The sequence below is a fragment of the Nonomuraea sp. NPDC002799 genome (assembly GCF_053592075.1).
Genome location: NZ_JBSFVA010000015.1, coordinates 121,759 through 142,699 on the forward strand (window position 1 = coordinate 121,759; position 20,941 = coordinate 142,699).

Sequence of the window (20,941 nt, forward strand, 5' to 3'; positions counted from 1 at the left end):
TCATCGCCGCTCCGGGCGCCCGCTCACCGTCACGGTGAGCGGCGGCTCGCCTCCGTCAGCAGCGTGGCGGCCTGTTTGGCCGCCCGCGCCGGAGCCGTGCCCGGCGGGCTGACCATGGCGGTGACGGTGGCCCCGTCGATCAGCACGAGGAGCTGTTCGGCCAGCGACTCGGGGTCCGCCGCCTCCGCCGCGAGCTCCCGGAGGAAGTCGCGCAGCCGCCGCTTGTGCCGCCGCACCACCTCCCGCACGGCCTCCGACGTGGCGCCGAGCTCGCCGTAGGCGTTGACGAACCCGCAGCCGCGGAAGTCGTCCTCGCCGAACCACCGCTCCAGCCAGTCGAACACGGCCGGGATCTTGTCCTGCCGGGCGGCCACGTAGCCGGTGAGCGAGGACATCCACCGCTCGTCCCGCCGCTCCAGGTAGGCCACGACCAGCGCCTCCTTGGAGGGGAAACACTGGTAGAGCCGCTTGAGCGACACCCCGGACGCGGCCCGGACGTCGTCCATGCCCACGGCCCGCACACCCCGCCGGTAGAAGAGCTCTCCTGCGGCGGTCAGGAGCCGGTCCGCGTGTTCCATGGCACCTCGGCTTGCTGGGGAGAACGTACGTTCTCTAGGCTATCTGGAGAACGTACGTTCTCCGTCCGCCGAGGAGGCCCCATGACCCGCCCGCCCGTACCCCCGTTCACCGAAGAAAGCGCCCGCGTCAAGGTCCAGGCCGCCGAGGACGCCTGGAACTCGTGCGACCCCGATCGCGTCGCGCTCGCGTACACGGAGGACTCGGTCTGGCGCAACCGCGCCGAGTTCCTGACCGGCCGCGACGAGATCAGGGAGTTCCTGCGCCGCAAGTGGGCCCGGGAGCTGGACTACGCGCTGCGCAAGGACTTGTGGGCGGTCCTGGGCGACCGGATCGCGGTGCGTTTCCAGTACGAGTGCCGCGACCCCTCGGGGCAGTGGTGGCGCAGCTACGGCAACGAGCAGTGGGAGTTCGACGAGTCGGGACTGATGCGGCGCAGGGAGGCGAGCATCAACGACGTGCGCATCTCGGCGGACGAGCGCCGCATCTTCGGGCCGCGCGGCGACGGCGACGAGACGCTGCCGCTCAGGTGATCAGATAGCGCAGCCACAGGTACGGCGTCGACACCGCCACGGTCACCAGCGTGACGACCAGTCCGTACCTGGTGAACTGCCAGAAGCTGATGGGGGTGCCGTTGCGGGCGGCGATGCCGATGACGACGACGTTGGCCGCCGCCCCGACGGCCGTGGCGTTCCCGCCCAGGTCGGCGCCGAGGGCCAGCGCCCACCACAACACCTGGGCGGAGTCGTTGCCGCCGCCCGCCTGGACGAGGTCGGCGACGAGGGGGCTCATGGTGGCGACGTACGGGATGTTGTCCACGACGGCCGACAACCCGGCCGAGGCCCAGAGCAGCACCATCGTGGTCAGCGCCAGTTGCCCCTGGGTGGCCCGCGCCGCCGCCTCGGATAATTGCCGGATGACCCCGGTCTCCACCAGCGCCCCGACCATCACGAACAGCCCCGCGAAGAACACCAGCGTCGGCCACTCGACCTCGCGGATGGCCTCTTCGGTCGTCACCTTGGTGACCGCCACCAGCACCCCGGCACCGAGCAGCGCCACGACCGAGGGCTCGTAGCCCAGCACGGGATGCAGCACGAACGCCGCCATCACCACGGCCAGCACGAACAACGACTGCCGGAGCAGCCGGTGGTCGATGATCGCCGCACGCTCGTCCATCGCCATGACCTCGGCCGCCCGGCCGGGATCGTAGGTGAACGACTTCCTGAACAACCAGCGGCACAACCCGGCGAACACGGCCACTAGCACGACGATCAGCGGCGCCAGATGCACGAGGAAGTCGTTGAAGGTCAGCCCGCCACGGCTGGCGATGATGATGTTCGGGGGGTCGCCGATCAGGGTGGCCGTCCCGCCGATGTTGGACGCCATCGCCTCGGCGATCAGGAACGGCGCCACGGGCAGCGCCAGCCGCTCGCACACCAGGAACGTCACCGGCGCGATCAGCAACACCGTGGTCACGTTGTCCAGCAGCGCGGACACGCCCGCCGTGATCAGGATCAGCAGCACCATGAGCCGGTACGGCCGCCCCCTGGCCCGCTTGGCCGCCCAGATGGCCAGGAACTCGAAGAGCCCGGTCTGTTTCAGCACGCCGACGACGACCATCATGCCGAGCAGCAGGAAGATGACGTTCCAGTCGACGCCGGAGCCCGAGTCGAAGAAGGCCGCACCCGCGTCGGAGGCGTGGATCAGCAACATGATCCCGGCCCCGCCGAGCGCCGCCGCCACCCGGTGCACCTTCTCGGTGGCGATCAGCGTGTACGCGCCCAGGAACACGGCCACGGCCAGCCACGCAGTGACCGTCACGCCTTCAACGTATCAACCAGAGGCGATCCAGCCGCCCTGGCCGGGGACCCGGATCCAGCGCGGATCCCCGTAGCTCTGCTCCACGCCGTGGCCCGGCAGGTAGTCGGGGGGCGTGCACAGGACGATCTGCCCGCGTACCTCCAGGTAGCGGATCAGGCCCGCCGCCACCGGGAGCACGGCTTCGACGCGGCCCCGCAACCGCCCCTCGACCAGCGCCACGACCTCGGCCAGCCCGAACTCCTCCGGCAGCAGCGCGGCGGTCTCCCGCACGAATTCCTCGGTGACGTGCTCGGTCATGGTCGCCTCTCCACTGGCAGGTGGGCGGCCCGGCACCAAGATAACCCCATCGGCGCGCGGAAATCCGCAGATCAGCGCGGTGCGCCCGCAGTAACGTGCGACACCACCGGCCCGAAGAACACCCACGGCTGCGCGGTGGGTGAAATTCGATGGGAACTGTCGGTGCCCGGTGATAGAAAGCAGGTTCGAAGTTCTCTAGCCGCAGTCGGGGGCGGTCCCTGTGTCCACCAGCAGTTCGGAGTTCTCCGTCTCCGGCCGGCGTTACAACCGGCGTGGTCCGGTGCGCTGGCTCTGGTCCCATGTGCGCCGTCATCCGCTGCACCTGCTCGGCTTCCTCGGCGGGTCGCTGGTCATGGTGGTGCTCAACGCCATGGTCCCCCAGTTCACCGGTGACGCCTTCGACGCCGTGCTCGGCGTGCGGGGCGAGCCGCTGGACGCGGTCGGGTCGATCGCGCTGGCGCTGCTCGCGATCGTGACCGCGCGCGGCCTGTTCGACCTCGTCGCCCGGTTGTCGAGCGAGGTGCTGGCCAAGCGGCTGGAGCGCGACGCCCGGGACGAGCTCTACGTGAGCCTGCTGGGCAAGAGCCAGACGTTCCACAACCGGCAGCGGGTCGGCGACCTGATGGCGCGGGCCGCCAACGACATCCGGCAACTCTCCATCATGATCTCGCCCGGCACCGACCTGATCGTGGACTCCGGGCTCACCGGGTTGGTGCCGCTGTTCTTCATCGCGGCCATCGACCCGCGGCTGCTGCTGGTGCCCGGGGTGTTCGCGGTCGTCTTCGTGGCCGCGCTGTGGGGTTACATGCGGCAGCTCAACCCGGTGGCGACGCGGATGCGGGAGGAGTTCGGGGAGCTCAACGCCGGGCTCAACCAGGCCGTGCGCGGCATCGAAGTGATCAAGGTGACCGCGCAGGAGGCGCAGGAGCGGCGGCGCTTCCGGGCCGACGCGCGGCGCTATCGCGACTCGTTCGTGCGCAACGGCCTCGTCCAGGCCCGCTATCTGCCCACCCTGCTGTTCGCGTTCGCGATGGCGGGGGCGTTGTGGCATGGCCTCTACCTGCAGGGCGCCGGGGCGATCACCATCGGGGAGATGGTGGCGTTCATGGGGCTCATGGGCATGCTCGGGTTCCCGACGCAGATGTCGATCTTCACGTTCTCGCTGATCCAGATCGGGATCGTGTCCTCGCGCCGGATCCTGGAGATCATCACCTCCGAGAGCGAGATCGACCAGCCGGCCGACGGGCACAAGGCGCCGATCAGCGGGGAGATCGTCTTCGAGGACGTGACCTTCGGCTACCAGGCGGACGGCGATCCGGTGCTGCGCGGGGTGACCTTCACCGTGCGGCCCGGTGAGACGGTGGCGATCGTCGGGGAGACCGGGTCCGGCAAGAGCACCGTGACCAAGCTGGTGCCGCGCATCTACGACGTGACGTCCGGGCGGATCCTGGTCGACGGCGTGGACGTGCGCGAGTGGGACCTCGACTCGCTGCGGTCGCAGATCTCCACGATCGAGCAGGACATTGTGTTGTTCTCCCGCCCCGTGGCCGAGAACATCGCCTTCAGCCTGGGCCAGCGGGCCGACCGCGCGGCCGTCGAGCGGGCGGCGGCGGACGCTCAGGCCGCCGAGTTCATCGCCGAGCTCGAAGACGGCTACGACACCGTGATCGGCGAGCGCGGCGTCACGCTGTCCGGCGGGCAGCGGCAGCGCCTGGCCATCGCGCGGGCGCTGCTGACCGATCCGGCGATCCTCGTCCTCGACGACTCCACCAGCGCGATCGACTCCGCGACCGAGGACAAGATCCAGCAGGCGATCGGCCGCATCCTCGACGGGCGCACCACGTTGCTGATCACCCATCGGCTCTCCCAGATCCGCTGGGCGGACAAGGTGCTGCTGCTGCGGCGCGGCCAGGTCGTCGACTTCGGCACGCATGACGAGCTGATCGCGCGCAGCCGGCTCTACCGGCGGGTGTTCTCCCACTACGACGAGGTCGAGCTGGGCGACGAGGTGCGCGACGACGGGCCCGTTGAAGGGCCGGACGGGGTGCGCGACGACGGGCTCGGCGAGGGGTCCTCCGAGGGGGCGGACGAGGTGCGGGACGACGGGCCCGTTCTGGCGAGCGAGCAGGGAGGGGCGCGCTGATGGGCTTCATCATGGACGGCCTCGACGCCGAGGACTACGACCGCACCTACAACGACCGTGAGCTGCTGCGCCGGATCCTGTCCTACTTCCGGCCGAAGCTGGGCTCCATGGTCCTGGTCGCGACCATGATCGTGCTGCTGTCCGCCAGCCAGGCGGCCGTTCCGACGCTCGGCAGCCTGGCCGTCGACGCGATCGCGGACGGCACCATCGGCGACGTGGGCTGGCTGCTCGTGACCGCGATCCTGGTCACCGGCGTCTTCTCGTGGGTGTTCAACTACCTCCGGCAGAAATACAGCGCCCGGGTCACCGGCGACGTGGTGCTGCGCCTGCGCGAGGACGCCTTCGACGCCGTACTCGAACGGGACCTGTCCTTCTACGACGAGACGCCGTCCGGCAAGATCGTCAGCCGGGTCACGTCCGACACCGACGACTTCGCCACGGTCTCCACGCTGACGATGGACCTGATCAGCCAGGTGCTGATGGTCGGCTTCGTCACGGGCGTGCTGTTCCTGCGCAGCGTCGAGCTGACGCTGCTGACGCTGCTGGTGGTGCCGATCGTGGTCGGCCTGGCGCTGTTGTTCCGGCGGCTGGCCAGGGCCGGCACCCGCCGGGCGCAGCGCTCGCTGAGCCGGGTCAACGCCAACCTGCAGGAGACCATGGGCGGCATCGCCGTGGCCAAGAACTTCCGGCAGGAGCGGCAGGTCTACGAGGAGTTCCGGCCCATCAACCGGCAGAGCTACCAGGTGACGCTCCGGCAGGGCTTCGTCTTCTCCGGCATCTTCCCGGTGTTGTTCCTGGTGGCCGGGCTGGCCACGGTCGCGCTGGTGCAGGTCGGCGGCACGAGGGTGCTGGACGGCGGGATCTCCGCCGGCGACTGGTACCTGTTCCTGCAGGGCGTCTCGCTCTTCTGGTTCCCGCTGACCTCGATCGCCGCGTTCTGGTCGCAGTTCCAGCAGGGCCTGTCGGCCGCCGAGCGGGTCTTCGCGCTGATCGACGCCGAGCCGCGGGTGGTGCAGAGCGACGCGCAGCCGGTGGGCAGGCTGCGCGGGCGGATCGAATTCGACAAGGTCACGTTCGGGTACGATCCCGCGCACCCCGTGCTCCGCGACTTCGGCCTGGTCATCGAGGCCGGCGAGTCCGTGGCCCTCGTCGGCCACACCGGCGCGGGCAAGTCGACGCTCAGCAAGCTGATCACCCGCTTCTACGAGTTCCAGGAGGGGCGGCTGCTGATCGACGACCATGACGTCCGCACTTTGGAGCTGGGCGGCTACCGCCGTCAGATCGGCGCGGTGCCGCAGGCGCCGTTCCTGTTCAGCGGCACGGTCGCCGACAACATCCGCTATCCGCGACCGGACGCGAGCGACGAGGAAGTGCTCGCCGCGGCGGCGGCGGTCGGCGGTGGCGACTGGATCGAGGCGCTGCCGGGCGGGTTGCGCACGGATGTGGGCGAGCACGGGCGGGCCCTGTCCATGGGGCAGCGGCAGTTGGTCGCGCTGGCCCGGCTGCTCATCCAGGATCCGGCGATCGTGGTGCTCGACGAGGCCACGGCCAGTGTCGACCCGCTGACGGAGGCACAGATCCAGGAGGGGCTGGATCTGGTGCTGGCGGGGCGGACCTCGATCGTCATCGCGCACCGGTTGTCGACGATCGAGCATGTCGATCGCATCATCGTGCTGGATCACGGGCGGATCGTGGAGGAAGGAGATCACGCCACGTTGCTGGCTCGTGAGGGGCGCTACTGCGAGGTCTACAACACCTACTTCCGGCACCAGTCGCCCAACTACCGGGCGGGCTCGGGTTTCGTCGCGGTGAGCGCCGGCTGAGGGACGGGGCGCCGGTTGACGTTCGCGCGCGGGCCGGGCGGGTCGTCCCGCGCGCGAACGAGCTCCTCATGTGCGCGGGGCGGACGGCGTCCGGCCGCGCGTACGGGCTTCTCACGTGCGGGGTGGTGGTGCCCCGCACGGTGGGCGGATGGGTCAGCTCACGTTCGTCGAGTACGACGTGGTGTCGAGCCGGCCGGTGCCGATGAAGACCTCGGTGCCGGCCTGGACGCTGGTCAGATACTTCGAGTTGGCCAGCCAGCCCCGCGAGACCAGGTCGTTCAGGAAGTCCCGCAGGTTGAGATTCACGCTGCTCGTGTTGCCCGTCCGGACGAAGGAGTAGACCTCCCAGCCGATGTTCCCCCGGTAGAGGTCCCACGTCGTGCCGCCGATGGTGACCGTGGCCTGGCGGGTGCCCACGGGCCCGGCGCCGCCTGACCGGTAGGTCCAGATCATGACCTCGTCCGTCGGGTTGTTCTCCCAGGTGGGGTTGGCGATGGTGTGCAGCCACAGGTCGTAGGCGACGTTCATGGTGTTGGCGCCCTGGAGTGTGACGTTGTAGTTCCAGCTCGTGTTCACGTTCCGGTTGGCGGACACCTGGACGGGCAGCCCGGAGTTGGAGAGCTTCCAGCCCCAGTGCCAGCCGAGCACCGAGCTCGCGTACGACTTGACCTGGTTGCTCTGTCCTGACCAGTTCCAGCTTGTGCCCCAGGAGATGGTGTTGCCGCTGGTCGAGCCCGCCCAGATGCACTGCGAGCCGGTGCCGGAGCTCTCGCCCCACAGGTTGTTGTTGATCCAGTACTTGCCCATGGTGGCGGAGTCGTAGGCGTTGCAGAGCTGGCCGGGCGGCGGGGTGGTCGTGGGGGTCGGGCTGGGGGAGGGGCCGGGCGTGGTGCTGCCGGTGCAGGTCACGCCGTTCAGGGAGAAGGAGGTGGGGGCGGGGTTGGCGGAGTTGTTCCAGGTGGCGTTGAAGCCGAGGTCGGTGGTGGCGTTCGTGCCGAGTGAGGCGTTCCAGCCGGCGTCGGTCACGGTCACCGCGCTGCCGCTCTGCGTGAACGTGCCCCGCCAGCCGGAGGTGATCTGCTGCCCGGCCGCGAACGACCAGCGCAGGGTCCATCCGTTGATCGCATCGCCGAGGTTCTTGATGACGACGGTGCCGCTGAAGCCGCCCGCCCACTGGTTCGGGACGGTGTAGGTCACTTGGCAGCCGACGGCGGCCTGGGCGCTGGGCGTGGTGAGGATCGCGGCGGCCATGACGACGGCGGCGATGGCTGCCAAGGCCGTACGTGCTGTCCTGACGGGCGACATCGCGCAACACTCCTTAGGCGTGGCGGCACAGAGGCTCTCTATTGTTTGGCGTATAGCCAAACTAATGACAAGGGCCTGCCGGAAGGATGTGCCCGCCGATCGGGTGAAGGGCCAGCGTATGGCGACTGTCGTGGCTGGGCCGCCGGTGAAACTTTCAGCCCGTACGTACGGGAGCGCCTGCCACCGGATGCGGAGGGCGCGGGTACGGCGGGCGGATGCGGATGTTGGGGGCGGGGAGGCGTCGTCGACCGGAGAGTGCCGTTTACGACCCGGTGATGCTGATGCTGGTGAACCACTCGCCGGGGACCCGGACCAGCGCCGGTGACCGTGGCACGACGGCGAAGTAGAGCGCGATGCTCTTGTGCACGGCCTTGCGGGTGAAACGTTCGCCGTGGCTCAGCGCGGCGGTCGCGCGGGTGGTGAAGTTCAGCCGGATGTCGTTGCCGGAGCGGGCGAGCAAGGTCTGCTGCTCCCTGATCCCGTACCAGACGAGCGCTCCGCCCGCGGCGGTCCTGAGCGCGTAGATCTCCGGCGCCGCCTGCGTGCGGACGGTCATGGTCCAGGCGGGCCGCACCGTGTCGCGGTCGGCGCGCCGGCCGGCGGCGTTCGTCCTGGCTATGGCGCCGGAGTTGAAGATCTTCGCGGCGCGCCGGTCCGCTCCGAAGGTACTCTGCAGTCGCGCGTGCCCCTGGGCGATCTGCCGTGGGGAGGCGATGAGACCTTGGCGGTCGTCCGGCGCCACGGCGGTGGCCAGGCCGTTCTTGTCGCGGGCGATGGCAGGCGGCCGGGCCTTGGCCGAGTTGGCGGACATGGCGACCACCCGCCACCCGGCGGGCGTCTTCTTGAAGATCGCCTGGGTGTAGCCGGACCTGCCCTTGCGGGCGAACTCGGCCATGAACCACGGCGCCCCGGCGACCTTCCCCGGTATGGCGAACTTGGGCTTGACGACGGGCTTCTCGTAGGCGTCGAGGGGCTCGCCGAGCATCGTGATCACTTTGCTCTGCGCCGTGCTGATCTCCCCGGACAGCTCCGCTTCCGAGGCCGTCCAGTCCTTGCCACCCGCACGCTCGGCCGCCTTACCCGCCTTGTCCCACTCGGCCAGGATGTTCTTGGCCTCCGCCACCGACACGACGCCGCGCGTCGCGGACGGCGTCGCCGACACCTGGCGGCCGAACGAGGCCGGTGTCTGGGCGCCGGTGGAGCAGGCGGTGGCGGGCAGGGCGAGTGCGACGAGCACGAGGTATAAGGGGCGGACGGTCATGGCGGGTCTCCGGGAAGTCGATTGCCCGGGTGTACGCGGTCGCTCGCACCCCGGGTTCAGCCCCGGCCCGGAGCGATAACGAGCGGGTTGGTCCGACTGGGTTCAGCCGGGTCCGGAGTGATGACGAGGGGTTGGTTCGACCGGTTCAGCCGGCCTCGGAGCAATGACGACCGGGTTCAGCCAGGACTGGAGTGACGATGAGCGGGTTGGTCCTGGGTTCCGTGCCAGGACCGCCAGAGCGCGGCGTACGTCCCTCCGGCCGCCACCAGCTCCTCATGACCGCCGACCTCGGCCACCCGCCCGTCCGCCATGACGGCCACCCGGTCCGCGTCGCGAGCCGTCTGCAGCCGATGCGCGATGGCGATCACCGTCCGGCCTTCGAGCACGGCGGCCAGCGCCCGCTCCGTGTCGCGCGCGGTCCGCGGATCCAGCAGCGCCGTCGCCTCGTCCAGCACCAGGGTGTGCGGATCGGCCAGCACCACCCGGGCCAGGGCCAGGCGCTGGGCCTGCGCCCCATCGACCCGGTACGCCCCAGCGCCCCCCACCTCGGTGTCCAGCCCGTCCGGCAACTCGGCGGCCCACTCGCCGGCCCCGACGGCGGCGAGCGCGGCCAGCAGCTCGGCGTCCCCGGCCGACGGTGCCGCGATGAGCAGGTTGTCCCTGATCGTGCCGAGGAACACGTGCTGCTCCTGGCTGACGAGCACGATCCGCCGCTGCCGGTGCGCGAGGTCGGCGACCGGGACGCGGCCCACCGTCACCGACCCGGTACGCGGCCGATCGATCCCGGCCAGCAGCCGGCCCAGCGTCGTCTTCCCGGCCCCGGACGCCCCGACGATCGCCAGCCGCTCACCGGGCCGCACCACCAGGTCGACCCCGTGCAGCACGTCGTCCCCGCCGTCGTAGGCGTACCGCGCGTTCGTCACCTCGATGCGATCACCGTCCGGCACGGCATCGGCGGCCGGGGGAGCCGGCCGCACCGCCGCGAGCCCTTCGACGCGGGCGAACGACGCCCAACTGCTCTGCACCTGCTCGACCCGCTGCAGGAGCACGTCCAGCGGCTGGGAGAGCTGCCGCAGGTACAGCGCCGTGGTGATCACCGCGCCGAGGCTCATCATCCCGCGATCGTGCAGCACCCCGCCGATCAGCAGCACGCCGACCACGGGCACGACGTACGAGACGTCTATGGCGGGAAAGAGCACGGTCCGCAGGAACAGCGTCCGCAGCCGGGTACGCCGGGACGTCTCGACCGCCTCGTCGGCCGTCGTGATCCGCCGCTCCTGGAGCCCCAAAGCCTCGATCGTGCGGGCACCGGCCGCCGTGGCCGCGAGCTGCTCGGCGAGCGCGGAGTTGGCCGCCCCCTCGGCGAGGTAGGCGGGCAGCGCCCGCCGCAGATACCAGCGCACGGCGAACCAGATCCCGGCCAGCCCGGCCAGCCCGCACGCGCCGAGCAGCGGATCGAGCACGAACACCGCCACCAGGATGAACACCGCCTGCACCCCGGCGATCAGCATCTCGGGCCCGGCGTCGCGCAGGGTGGCGCCGACCGCCGCGACGTCCGCGGTGCCGCGCGCGGTCAGGTCGCCCGTGCCGGCCCGTTCGATCACCGAGGCGGGCACGCTCAGCGCCCGTTCGGCGAACTCCTCCCGCACGCGCGCCAGCGTCCGCTCCCCGAACCGGTGCCCCACCAGGCCGGCGAAGCGCGCGAGGAGGAGCTGGGCCAGCGCGCAGGCGAGGATGCCGAGCGCCAGCCGGTCCACGGCGCTCACCCCGCCGCCGCCCTTGACCTCGTCGATGATCTGCCCGAGCAGCCAGGGCCCGGCCAGCCCCGCGACGGCGGCCAGCGCGTTCAGCCCGATCATGGCGGCGAAGGCCCGGCCGTCGCGCCGGATCAGCCGCAGCGCGGCCCGCCGCACCTGAGCGCCCCCGGCAACGGGCAATGCGGGACGAACGGTCATGCGACGTGCCTCACCCAACGAACGGTCATGCGGCGTACCTCACCAAACGGACGGTCATGCGGCGCGCCTCACCAAACCGACGGTCATGCGGGGCGTCTCACAGGGCAGGGCGGTCATGCGGCGCGGGAGATCAGGCGGCGGTAGCCGGGCTGGCCGGCCAGGAGCTCGCGGTGGGTTCCGGTGGCCGCGACGGCGCCGTCGACCAGGTAGCAGACGGTGTCCGCCTGGTCCAGCACGAGCGGCGAGCTGCTGGTGACGACCGTGGTACGTCCGGCGCGCGCCGCCCGCAGCCGCCCGGCGATGGCCGCCTCGGTGTGCGCGTCCACCGCCGAGGTGGGTTCGACGGCCAGCAGCACTTCCGGATCGGCCAGCAGCGCCCGCGCCAGGCGGATCCGCTGCCGCTGGCCGCCCGACAGGTTGCGGCCCTGCGCGTCGATGGCCGAGTCGAGCCCGTCCGGCAGTCCGCGTACGATGTCGCGGGCCACGGCCGCGTCGAGCGCCCGCCCGATGGCCGCCCCGGAGGGGTCCCATCTGCCGGACAGCACCTCGCGCAACGTCCCGGCGAACAACTCCGCGTCGTTCTCCGCGACCAGGACCCGCTCCCGGACCCGTGTCAGGTCGATCTCGTCGAGGCGGATCCCGCCCCAGATGGCGGCGGACGCCGCGAACCGGCCGAGGCGCTCCACCACCGCGGCGGACTCCGCCGGACGGGCGCTGACCAGCACGGTCAGCCTGCCGGGCACGATCTCGACCCCGGACTCCGGATCACACAGCACGGCGGGCGCGGGCGGGGTCCGGGTGCCGCCGTCGGCCGTGGGCCGCAGGTTCAGGAAGCGGACGACCCGGCGGGCGGCCAGCCGGCCGCGGCTGAGGTCGTACCCGCCCTCGATGAGGGACGAGACGGGCACCACGAGCACGGCGGCGTAGCCGTAGACGGCCACCAGCTCGCCGGTCGTGATGTCCCCCTGCGCGGCCATCCGGGCCGCGAGCCAGGTCACGGCCCCGAGGAAGAGCGTGGGCAGGCCCACGCCGAGCGCCTGGATCCAGCTCGTCACCGCTCCGACCCGGTAGCCCTCCGCCTGTAACTCCTGGGAGCCGCGCCGGTAGCGCTCGGCGTACACCTCCTTGCCGCCGACGCCGTGCAGCACGCGCAGCCCGCCGGCGATGTCCCCGAAGCGGGCGGCGAGGGCGCCCTGCTGCGCGCGGTACGTCGTCTCCACCTTCCCCAGCCGCCCCAGCAGCGGCCCGACCGACGCCACCAGCAGCGGCACGCCGGCCAGCACCACCACGGCGAGCAGCGGGGAGACGGTCAGCAGCAGCCCGGCGACGACGACGTAGGCGAGCACGGCGCCGACGCCAGGACCGGTGACGGTCAGCGTCTGGGCGATGACGGCGACGTCCGTGAACCCGATGGTGACCACCTCGCCGGCCGTGACCTTGCGCGGCAGCTCCGCGCCCAGCCGGGTGGCGTGCGCGACCACGGCCCGCACGGAGCGGAAGGCGGCGTCCATGCGCACCTTGCTCATCGTGCGATGCCGCATGATGCCCAGCCACGCGTCCAGCACCCCGACGCCGAACAGCGCCGCCGCCCACCCGGCGAGCGCCGGCCAGTCACCGGGGACGAGCCCGTCGTCGATGGCCCGCGACAACACGTACGGCGGCAACGTCAGGCACACCATCCAGGCGCTGCCCAGCACCGCGCCCCCGGCGATCCGGCGCGCCTGGCTGCGTACCAGCCACCGCAGGTACGCCCCTCCGCCCCGCCAGTGCGGAGAAACAGACATGCCGGGCATTCTAGTAACAATGCGTCAAGGGTCCCCATCTGCACCAGGCTGAGCACCGGCGCCAGGGCTTGGCCTGGTGACCGTCGATGATCCTTGATGTACCGTCACGGTGGACGCGCGTGGCCCACCGGAGGAGCGGTAGATGGCCGACAAGCAGCGACTCGACCCCGCAGATCAGCTCAACAGACGGCACCTGGTCCGGGCGGTGATCGCCTCAGCCGTCGGCACCTCGATCGAGTGGTACGACTTCTTCCTCTACGGCTTCGCCGCCAGCACCATCTTCGCGAAGTTGTTCTTCCCCACGACTGATCCGACGACGGGCCTCCTGCTCGCCCTCGGCACCTACTTCGGCGGTTTCGCCGCCCGCCCCATCGGCGCGGCGATCTTCGGCCACTACGGCGACCGCATCGGCCGCAAGGCCACCCTCATCATCACCCTGCTGACCATGGGCGTCGCCACGGCGCTGGTCGGCGTGGTGCCCACGTACGCGGAGATCGGCATCTGGGGCGGCATCCTGCTGACCCTGCTGCGCCTGCTGCAGGGCATCAGCGTCGGCGGCGAATGGGGCGGCTCCGTGCTGCTCGCCACCGAATGGGGCAAGTCGCGCGGCGGCCGGCGCGGGTTCCTCGGGAGCTGGCCGCAGTTCGGCGTGCCGGTCGGGCTCGTGCTCGGCTACCTGGCGCTGCAGGTGTTCCAGCCGGTGGACCCCTACTGGGGCTGGCGGATCCCGTTCCTGCTCAGCATCGTGATGGCGGGGATCGGGTTGTGGATCAGGCTCGGCATCCTGGAGACCCCCGTCTTCACGAAGTTGTTGCGGGACAAGAAGGTCGAGCGCGTGCCCGTACGCGAGGTCATCGTCAGGAACTGGCGGGAGATCGTGCTCAGCGCGTTGTTGCGCACCGGGCAGCAGGCTCCGTTCTACATCTTCACCGTCTTCATCCTGACCTACGCCACCCGGACCCTCGGCTTCACCGCGTCCGACATCTACCCCTATGTCATCACGGCCGGCATCGTCTCCCTGTTCACCGTGCCGTTCTGGGGCTACATCTCCGACCTGGTGGGCCGAAGACGCCTGTACATCGCAGGCTCCGCGCTCATGGTCGTCTGGTCGTTCATCTACTGGCCGCTGCTCGACACCCGCGTCCCCGCGCTGGTGTTCCTGGCCATCGTGTTGTCCGCGCCCATCCACGACATCCAGTACGGCCCGCAGGCCACGTTCATCGCCGAGAGCTTCACCGGGCGGCTGCGCTACAGCGGCGCCTCGCTCGGCTACCAGCTCGCCTCGGTGACGGCGGGCGGGCCCGCGCCGCTGATCGCGGTCTGGTTGCTCGCCACCTACAACAGCTCGTTCGCCATCGCCGTCTACATGGCCGTCTGCGGCCTGATCAGCATCGCGGCCGCGATCGCACTGAAAGACCGCTCGCAACACGACTACGCCATCGAGTACGAGGAGCAGCAGATCGCCAAGTGACCCACCTCAGGCGCAAAACGACCCTATGAGCCGGCCACGTACTCTGATTTTCTGATAATCCGGTCATAGGAGGCACGCCGTATGGCGCCTGAGTTCAAAGCTCCCGGAACAGAGTTATTCGACCTCCCTCCGCTGTGGAGCGGCGCACCGGAGTGGCTGACCAAGCCGGTGATCCTCGCCGTCGCCGGCGCGCTCGTGGTGTGCGCCGTGGTGTGGCGCGCCTTCGCCCGGCCCAAGCTGGTGCCGCGCGGCCTGCAGAACGTCGTCGAGTACGCCTACGTCTTCGTCCGCGACCAGATCGCCAAGCCGTTCCTGGGCAAGGACGCCGACCGCTGGATGCCGCTGCTGTTCAGCCTGTTCGTCGTCATCCTGGCGTGGAACTTCATGGGGGTCATCCCCGTGCTGCAACTCCCCGTCACCGCGTACGTCGCGTTCCCGTGGGTGCTGGCGGCCGTGGTCTACGTGCTCAAGCTCTACCTGGGCTTCAAGCACCACGGCTTCGCCGGCTTCTTCCGCCGCACGTTGTTCCCGGCGGGGCTGCCCAGGGCCCTCGCCATCACGCTGTACGCCCCGCTCGAACTCGTCTACATCTTCGTCACCGCGCCCTTCACCCACGCGGTCCGGCTCTTCGCGAACATGTTCGCCGGCCACCTGCTCCTGGCCTTCTTCAGCGCCGTCGGCTACTGGTTCATGATCGCGCAGCCGACGGTGCCGGGGTTCGGCGTGGGGATCCTCGGGGTGGTCATGACGATCCTGATGACCGGGTTCGAGATCTTCATCCAGTTCCTGCAGGCGTACCTGTTCACCATGCTCGCCGCGATGTACATCGACCAGTCGCTGCGCCCCGGCCACTGACGTCGTACAGTCTCACGGCCTCACAGGACGAGCTGCTCCTGCCGGCGACTGCGCCACTCCACGAGAAGCACGGTCGCGTCGTCCTGGAGGCGGTCGCACTGGTGCTCCAGAATGGCCTGGACCAGCCGCCGCAACGTCTCGGGCGCCGTCAGGCCGTCGGACTCGCGTTTGATGATGAAGTTGACGAAGCGCTCCAACCCGAACATCTCCCCGTCCGGGCTCTGCGCCTCGATGATCCCGTCGGTGTAGAACAACACCCGGTCGCCCGGCTGCAACTGATAACGGAGCAGCCCGGTCAGCGGCTTGAGCCGGAAGCCCATCGGCGGGTCGGGCTCGCTGGCCAAGGTGGCCACGAGCCGTCCGTCACGCAGCACGAGCGGCGGATGATGCCCCCGGTTGACCCAGCTCAGCCAGCCGCTGCGCAGGTCCAGGTCGGCCAGGATGCCGGTGGCGAAGCGCCCGGTGAACTGCTCGGCGATGGCCGCGTCGATGGCCTCGCCCGTCGCGGGCAGGTCCGCCCCCTGGCGCCGGCTGTTGCGGCTGGCTCCCACGGCGACGGTGGCGGTCAGCCCGGCCGAGGTGTCGTGGCCCATGGCGTCGAAGATCGACACGTGCAGCGTGCCGCCGTCGACGGCGTAGTCGTAGGCGTCGCCGCCCACCTCGTACGCGGGCTCCAGGGCGGCGCTCACCACCACGTCGTCGTTGGCGAACGTGCCCGGCGGCAGCAGCGTTATCAGCACCTCGGCCGACAACGTCATGGGCCGGGTGCGGACCAGCCGCGCGTAGGAGTCGCTGTGCGGCCGCTTGCTGATCACGAGCACCGCGATCAGTGAGGCCAGCGCCTTGACCAGCTCGACGCTGTCCTCCTCGTCGGGCACGGTCACCCCCAGCACGCCGACCCGCTCGGTGCCGTCGAGCAGGACCACGTACAACCGCCGGGACTCGCCCTCGTCACCCTCCGACGACCGCCCCCGCACGATGTCCAGGGTGCGGAAGGCGCGTCCCGCGAGCGTCGTGTCGATCCGGAACTGCTCCAGCTCCTCCCCGGCGGAGCCCCACTGCCCCGGCAGCGGTATCAGCACCTGCTGCTGCACGTCGGTCACGTAGATCACAGTCTGCTCGAAGCCGGCGCGGGCCGCGTTCTCGGCGACCACTCTGGGCAGGTCGTCCATCGAGATCAGGTGGTTCGCGCGCAGCAGGCCACTGAGCATCTGCTCGCCCTTGGACAACATCGGCCGGCCTCTCCGTCGCGTGGGATCCTCTCTCGCCTGCCTCCTACCCATGTCGCACCACAACGTCGCGCTACAGACCACGCCGTACACATTTGCCCGGCGACCAGAGTCCCTGGTGCGCGGTTGCGTCGATCCGCGATCGGCCGAGACGCGCCCGCTCCCATCGGCCGCGCTCCGCCGGCACTCCCCGTCCCGGTCCCGTGGCCGCCGCACCGCCCATGCGCTGATCACTCGTGGTGGACGACCACGTCGTCGCCGCGCCCCGGATAGGCCATGATCAGCAGTCGCTGCCCCGCCTGCTTCTCGCCCTTCCACGGCAGCCAGGCGTGGTGCACCCGGACGCGATAGTGCCCCTTGCCACGGGAGGCGAGGTCCGGGAGCACGATGCCGGACAGATGCTCGGCGAAGACGACGCTGCCGTCCGTACTCTCGTAGCCGGCCTCGACGACACGCTGCCAGCCCTTGGTCTCCACCGGCGGGCGACGGTCGTAGGACTCGGTGGTGACACACGCTTGTAAGGCGCTGTTCAGCATGATCATGAGGTGACCGGGCGCCGAGACCACCAGGTCGTTGTCTCCCACCCGCTCCCACAGCTCGTCGTCAGGCCATTCCTCCCCGTAGGCCTCCAGGGGAATCTCCGGCCAGATGGGTCGCTTCTCCCTGATCGCTCGCACCGGCTTGATCAGAGGCCGGTGGCGGGGCGCCTTGTCGCATATGGCCTGCTCCTCCGCCTCCATAGCGAGTAACTCCCGCTCTTCCTCCTCGGCCGCCGCACTGAGGTAGGCGTCCACCTTGGGGCAGATGCCGACCAGGAGAGCGCCCTCCTCTCGCGGATCGATGCCGTGCCGCTCACGGAAGCCGGTGGCCTCCTGCGGGTCGTCGCGGGTGTAGACGTCGCAGAGCCGCCGTCCGTACGCCACCAGCCGCTGGTCGGGCATGTCCCGGATGGTCCACAGCCGGGTGCTGCGGCGCACCGTGCAGATGAACGTCTCCGCCCCGCTGCGCTCACCCCTCTCGCACTCGCTCGCTGTGGTGATCCGGCCCGGCGCATGATCGGACACCGGGAGCGCGAGCAGCGCCGCGACCGTGGCCGTGCTCGCCACCACCACCAGGTACGGCCTGCGCCGGACCGGCGGCCTGCCGGCGTACAGGAGGAACAGGAGCAGGGCGGACACCGAGAACGCGATGCTGTGCCACAACGGCGAGGTGCCGCGCGGCGAGTCGAGCATCCAATCCGGAAATATCCGCAAAGAGAAACCGGCGTCACCATAGTCGAGCGCCCGGCCCGAGCTCGCGGTCGTCGCGCTCACCACTCCCACCACGGCCGCGAGCAGCAGCGCCCAGATCGTCCTGAACACCAGCGCCCGCGTCCGCCGCATCACCGCGACCAGCACCAGCGCCGCACCCCCGCCGATCCCGACCAGAACGTCGAGCGGCAACCAGACCTGCATCAGGAACGATCCGTGCCAGAAGAACCAGGACGCGATCGCCCCACGCGGCCCCACCCACAGGAACACGCCGTTCGCGACGTTGACCACGACGGGCACCAGCGGCAGCACCACGGCCACGACCTGCAGAGCCCGCCACCGCATCGGCGGCCGTTCCTCAGGCGTGGCCGGACGGGGGACGGACGGCGGGTTCCCGACCTCGCGCGCGGACCGGCCGAGCCACACCAGCAGCAGTACGTCGGCGACCAGCCCGACGCTCGCGTACCAGAGGTAGGTGCCGGCGAAAGGCGGCAGTAGGGACGGCATCAGCAACGGCCGGGCGGCCACCAACCCGCCCGTCCACAACGTGGTCCGCCCCCACCGCCCGTCCCTGGCCTGCGCCACCAGGGTCAGCACCATCCAGACCAGCCACGGCAGGCTGCCCAGCCAGGGCCGCGACAACACCTCGGCCTCCATCCCGGCGAGGTGGAGCAGCAGCGCGGCGAGCACCCGTAAGGAGGAGTACAGCCCGGCCACCAGCGCCACCAGCCGCAACTTCCGCGAGCCCCCGCGCATCGTCCGGTAGAACAGCACCACGGCCGCGAGCTGGGCGATCTCCTCCGGGATGTCCGCCCACCAGAGGCGGTCGGCGAGCTCGGCCAGCAGCCAGACGTACAGCGCGATCCGCAGCAGCCGGCCGTCCCGGTCCGGCTTCCCGGCGGCCCGCCGCCCGGCCAGAATCTGCCACAGCGCCCAGACCTGCAGCAGTCCCATGGCGAGCAGCATCAGGAGCCAGTCCACATCAAAGCGGACCGGGCGGTCGCCGAGCACGCGATGCACGAGCAGCCTGAGGAGCCAGACGTCGCCGGTCACCACGGCGACGCCGCCGGAGACGACGAGCAGAGCCGCGAAGACGGCGACGACGATCGGACCGAGGGCATGGCGGAGCACTGGCGGTTCCTTGGGGGGTGCAGGAACAATGTGGGGGGCGCTGGAACAGAACGCCAACCCTAACGGGGCTGCCCGACAGAAATGCCGAAGCCCGTCACCGGCCACCATGGCGAAGGCACCTGGCCAGGGCGCCACGTACACATCCACACGGAGCGGGCTGTGAACGATGACGACATCTACACCGCCACGACGGCCGAACGACTCAGACTGGCCGACTTCCTGGACAAACTGGACGACGGCGACTGGACGAAGGCGTCCTTATGCCCCGGCTGGTCCGTACACGAGGTTCTCCAGCACCTGTCCGGCCCAGGCACCGCTCTCCTCACCCACCGCCTCCAACCCTGACCCATGCCTAAAAGATCGACGGCCAGAACTTCGGTGGCATAGCGACCTCTCGGGGGCTCTGCATGCAACACCCGTGGACGGAAGTGGTGAGAACCCGATGGAGCGGCTTCGGGACGTTCTCATCCAGCAGCAGCCTCACGCGGCTCCCTGGGGGGTTCATAGCTGTCGACGTAGTCGGCGAAGTCCATGGCGTCCAGCGCCGCGGAGGCCGTCACACTGGGAAAGTAGTCGGCGATCCGCTCGGCCGGGACCCCGTCGCGCAGCAGCGCCGCGACCTCGTCGTACGGCACTCTGGTGCCTTCGATCACCGGGATGCCACCTCTGACCGCCGGATCGACCGTGACATGCTCACGGGGCCGCAGGAGGTCGGGGATGATCGAGCCATCGGCCACCAGCCGATAGGCGGACAAGTGCTCGTGCTCCCGCAGATCGTCACGGAGCGTGTCCAGCGCTCGCCGGATCTTCTGCAGCGAGGCATCGTTGCGCAGCTTCACGCAGGCCCTGAGCGCGACAAGATCACGGAACGAGTACAGGATCGGACGGGTCCCGGAGACTTCCGGAACGAGCACAGCCCCACGACCCGCGCTGGCCTGACGCCAGTGCGCGAGCTGGCGAAGGGTGGCGCCCGACAACGCCGCCGCGAGCTTCGGACTGTAGGACATCGCCTCCCCCGCCTTCCGATCGTGGCACGGCCCTCGAAATCATCATCGCAAACTTCCCCACGATTCACATGGTGATACGTCCGCAAGGAGAAGTGACGCTCTCCCCATCTGCCGGAAATCCCGTTGAGAAGGGCGTGCGCGGCACGCTTTCATGAGCTCCATGAGAATCTTGGTGCGCCGTGCCGCTGCGTAAGCACCCGCGCCCCTCCAGCACCCGCGAGACCGGCGACCGCCTCAAGCTTCACCGCCACCACCTCCGCGCCGACGGCCGCGACTACCAGGTGATCACCCTCCGCCCCGGAACCCGCGCCAGATTCTCCACCAACCACTACCACGAGACCTGGCACATCCTCTCCGACCCGCACGGCGCCCTTCTGCTCAGCCGCCTGCTCTGGGGCCTGTCCTACCAACGCCAACCCGGCACCGTCGTCCTCATCGACCGGCGCTTCATCGACCCCAACCCCTTCGACGCCGAACCAGGTGACCCCATCGTCCTGGTCCCCGCCGACCTGACCCATCTACCGACCCGCACCGCCCGCCACCTCGCCCATCTGAGCGCCGTCCCCGGCCCGCCGTCCGGCACGGTCCGCTGGCATACCTGGGGCCTCGACCTGGCGCTCGACGAGTGGCGCACCCAACGGGACGACGGCACCTGGTGGCGGCCTGAGGTGGACCTCCGGCGTGCCGAGGTGGCTCAGCTCGGCGGGCTGCTCAGCTTGCAAGCCGCGCCGGCCCTGCTCCGCCGCTGGGCCGTCTCCGTGACGGTGATGGCGGACCATGTCTACGGAGGCATGTCGTACACCGCGCTCGACGGGTCGAAGTGGGGGTTGTGCCGGGCGGACGGCGAGGTGCAGACGTTCCTCGACTACCACCAGCGCGTGTCCGTCGCCAAGGTCTCCCGCAGCGAGGTGCTCACCGCCACGAACCCTGCTGCTGGTGAACCGGCAGAACTCTGGCCGCTGATCTGGAACCATAACGATGCCGTCAAAAGCCGCCGCCTTTAGAGGGCTCAGCCTTCGGCAGGTGGAGCTCG

Annotated in this window: 17 protein-coding genes; 7 read left to right on the top strand and 10 right to left on the bottom strand. The window is 70.2% G+C overall.

Features of this window, described 5'->3' with window-relative positions:
* Positions 1–29: 29 nt before the first annotated feature.
* Positions 30–578: a TetR/AcrR family transcriptional regulator gene (locus ACWD0F_RS26405; protein WP_449879800.1), complete on the bottom strand. Its 549-nt coding sequence runs from the start codon at positions 576–578 to the stop codon at positions 30–32.
* 81 nt (positions 579–659) lie between these two features.
* Here ACWD0F_RS26405 and ACWD0F_RS26410 point away from each other — a divergent pair, with 81 nt between their 5' ends.
* On the top strand, positions 660–1,109 hold the full coding sequence (locus ACWD0F_RS26410; protein ID WP_449879802.1) for a DUF1348 family protein: 450 nt from the start codon (positions 660–662) through the stop codon (positions 1,107–1,109).
* Here ACWD0F_RS26410 and ACWD0F_RS26415 read toward each other — a convergent pair.
* Both ACWD0F_RS26415 and ACWD0F_RS26420 read right to left on the bottom strand, forming a co-directional pair.
* Positions 1,102–2,397 carry an ArsB/NhaD family transporter gene (locus tag ACWD0F_RS26415; protein ID WP_449879804.1) on the bottom strand — a complete coding sequence of 432 codons (1,296 nt, stop codon included), beginning with the start codon at positions 2,395–2,397 and terminating at the stop codon, positions 1,102–1,104. The genes ACWD0F_RS26410 and ACWD0F_RS26415 overlap by 8 nt on opposite strands.
* A 12-nt stretch (positions 2,398–2,409) precedes the next feature.
* Positions 2,410–2,694, bottom strand: coding sequence for a hypothetical protein (locus ACWD0F_RS26420; RefSeq protein WP_449879806.1), 285 nt, complete (start codon positions 2,692–2,694; stop codon positions 2,410–2,412).
* A 220-nt stretch (positions 2,695–2,914) separates the two neighbouring features.
* On the opposite strand from ACWD0F_RS26420, the gene ACWD0F_RS26425 reads away from it, so the two are divergent.
* Both ACWD0F_RS26425 and ACWD0F_RS26430 read left to right on the top strand, forming a co-directional pair.
* The gene (locus ACWD0F_RS26425; RefSeq protein WP_449879808.1) at positions 2,915–4,837 is read left to right on the top strand and encodes an ABC transporter ATP-binding protein; all 1,923 of its coding nucleotides are present in this window, start codon (positions 2,915–2,917) and stop codon (positions 4,835–4,837) included.
* Positions 4,837–6,660, top strand: coding sequence for an ABC transporter ATP-binding protein (locus tag ACWD0F_RS26430; protein ID WP_449879810.1), 1,824 nt, complete (start codon positions 4,837–4,839; stop codon positions 6,658–6,660). The genes ACWD0F_RS26425 and ACWD0F_RS26430 overlap by 1 nt, the downstream gene beginning before the upstream one ends.
* Before the next feature lie 153 nt (positions 6,661–6,813).
* Here ACWD0F_RS26430 and ACWD0F_RS26435 read toward each other — a convergent pair whose 3' ends face one another.
* The 4 genes from ACWD0F_RS26435 to ACWD0F_RS26450 form a co-directional block, all read right to left on the bottom strand.
* Positions 6,814–7,965, bottom strand: coding sequence for a GH12 family glycosyl hydrolase domain-containing protein (locus ACWD0F_RS26435; protein WP_449879812.1), 1,152 nt, complete (start codon positions 7,963–7,965; stop codon positions 6,814–6,816).
* A 262-nt stretch (positions 7,966–8,227) separates the two neighbouring features.
* Entirely contained in the window at positions 8,228–9,226 is a 999-nt protein-coding gene (locus ACWD0F_RS26440; protein WP_449879814.1) for a hypothetical protein, read from the bottom strand.
* A gap of 176 nt (positions 9,227–9,402) precedes the next feature.
* A complete protein-coding gene (locus ACWD0F_RS26445; protein WP_449879816.1) occupies positions 9,403–11,181 on the bottom strand; it encodes an ABC transporter ATP-binding protein in 1,779 nt (592 codons plus the stop codon).
* Positions 11,182–11,294: 113 nt separating this feature from the next.
* Complete coding sequence (locus tag ACWD0F_RS26450) at positions 11,295–12,965, bottom strand: ABC transporter ATP-binding protein (protein WP_449879818.1); 1,671 nt, start codon at positions 12,963–12,965, stop codon at positions 11,295–11,297.
* Positions 12,966–13,107: 142 nt separating this feature from the next.
* On the opposite strand from ACWD0F_RS26450, the gene ACWD0F_RS26455 reads away from it, so the two are divergent.
* Together ACWD0F_RS26455 and atpB are read left to right on the top strand one after the other, a co-directional pair.
* Complete coding sequence (locus ACWD0F_RS26455) at positions 13,108–14,436, top strand: MFS transporter (protein ID WP_449879820.1); 1,329 nt, start codon at positions 13,108–13,110, stop codon at positions 14,434–14,436.
* 81 nt (positions 14,437–14,517) lie between these two features.
* Positions 14,518–15,291, top strand: coding sequence for a F0F1 ATP synthase subunit A (atpB, locus tag ACWD0F_RS26460; protein ID WP_449879822.1), 774 nt, complete (start codon positions 14,518–14,520; stop codon positions 15,289–15,291).
* Between the two features lie 20 nt (positions 15,292–15,311).
* Here the strand turns inward: atpB and ACWD0F_RS26465 are convergent, their stop codons facing one another.
* Both ACWD0F_RS26465 and ACWD0F_RS26470 read right to left on the bottom strand, forming a co-directional pair.
* Positions 15,312–16,523, bottom strand: coding sequence for a PP2C family protein-serine/threonine phosphatase (locus ACWD0F_RS26465; protein ID WP_449879824.1), 1,212 nt, complete (start codon positions 16,521–16,523; stop codon positions 15,312–15,314).
* Positions 16,524–16,750: 227 nt separating this feature from the next.
* Positions 16,751–18,901: a hypothetical protein gene (locus tag ACWD0F_RS26470; RefSeq protein WP_449879826.1), complete on the bottom strand. Its 2,151-nt coding sequence runs from the start codon at positions 18,899–18,901 to the stop codon at positions 16,751–16,753.
* A 159-nt stretch (positions 18,902–19,060) separates the two neighbouring features.
* Between ACWD0F_RS26470 and ACWD0F_RS26475 the strand changes: the two genes are divergently transcribed.
* Positions 19,061–19,246, top strand: coding sequence for a maleylpyruvate isomerase N-terminal domain-containing protein (locus tag ACWD0F_RS26475; RefSeq protein WP_449879828.1), 186 nt, complete (start codon positions 19,061–19,063; stop codon positions 19,244–19,246).
* A gap of 119 nt (positions 19,247–19,365) precedes the next feature.
* Here the strand turns inward: ACWD0F_RS26475 and ACWD0F_RS26480 are convergent, their stop codons facing one another.
* Positions 19,366–19,908: a DUF433 domain-containing protein gene (locus tag ACWD0F_RS26480; protein WP_449879830.1), complete on the bottom strand. Its 543-nt coding sequence runs from the start codon at positions 19,906–19,908 to the stop codon at positions 19,366–19,368.
* Positions 19,909–20,087: 179 nt separating this feature from the next.
* On the opposite strand from ACWD0F_RS26480, the gene ACWD0F_RS26485 reads away from it, so the two are divergent.
* Complete coding sequence (locus tag ACWD0F_RS26485; RefSeq protein ID WP_449879832.1) at positions 20,088–20,912, top strand: hypothetical protein; 825 nt, start codon at positions 20,088–20,090, stop codon at positions 20,910–20,912.
* The last annotated feature ends 29 nt before the right edge of the window (positions 20,913–20,941 follow it).

Excerpts from the sequence above, each read along its gene's own strand:
- ACWD0F_RS26420 (WP_449879806.1), bottom strand. The coding sequence starts at position 2,694 with ATGACCGAGCACGTCACCGAGGAATTCGTGCGGGAGACCGCCGCGCTG.
- ACWD0F_RS26465 (WP_449879824.1), bottom strand. The coding sequence starts at position 16,523 with ATGTTGTCCAAGGGCGAGCAGATGCTCAGTGGCCTGCTGCGCGCGAAC.
- ACWD0F_RS26440 (WP_449879814.1), bottom strand. The coding sequence starts at position 9,226 with ATGACCGTCCGCCCCTTATACCTCGTGCTCGTCGCACTCGCCCTGCCC.
- ACWD0F_RS26410 (WP_449879802.1), top strand. The coding sequence starts at position 660 with ATGACCCGCCCGCCCGTACCCCCGTTCACCGAAGAAAGCGCCCGCGTC.
- ACWD0F_RS26455 (WP_449879820.1), top strand. The coding sequence starts at position 13,108 with ATGGCCGACAAGCAGCGACTCGACCCCGCAGATCAGCTCAACAGACGG.
- ACWD0F_RS26450 (WP_449879818.1), bottom strand. The coding sequence starts at position 12,965 with ATGTCTGTTTCTCCGCACTGGCGGGGCGGAGGGGCGTACCTGCGGTGG.
- ACWD0F_RS26445 (WP_449879816.1), bottom strand. The coding sequence starts at position 11,181 with ATGACCGTTCGTCCCGCATTGCCCGTTGCCGGGGGCGCTCAGGTGCGG.
- ACWD0F_RS26405 (WP_449879800.1), bottom strand. The coding sequence starts at position 578 with ATGGAACACGCGGACCGGCTCCTGACCGCCGCAGGAGAGCTCTTCTAC.
- ACWD0F_RS26480 (WP_449879830.1), bottom strand. The coding sequence starts at position 19,908 with ATGTCCTACAGTCCGAAGCTCGCGGCGGCGTTGTCGGGCGCCACCCTT.
- ACWD0F_RS26430 (WP_449879810.1), top strand. The coding sequence starts at position 4,837 with ATGGGCTTCATCATGGACGGCCTCGACGCCGAGGACTACGACCGCACC.
- ACWD0F_RS26435 (WP_449879812.1), bottom strand. The coding sequence starts at position 7,965 with ATGTCGCCCGTCAGGACAGCACGTACGGCCTTGGCAGCCATCGCCGCC.
- atpB (WP_449879822.1), top strand. The coding sequence starts at position 14,518 with ATGGCGCCTGAGTTCAAAGCTCCCGGAACAGAGTTATTCGACCTCCCT.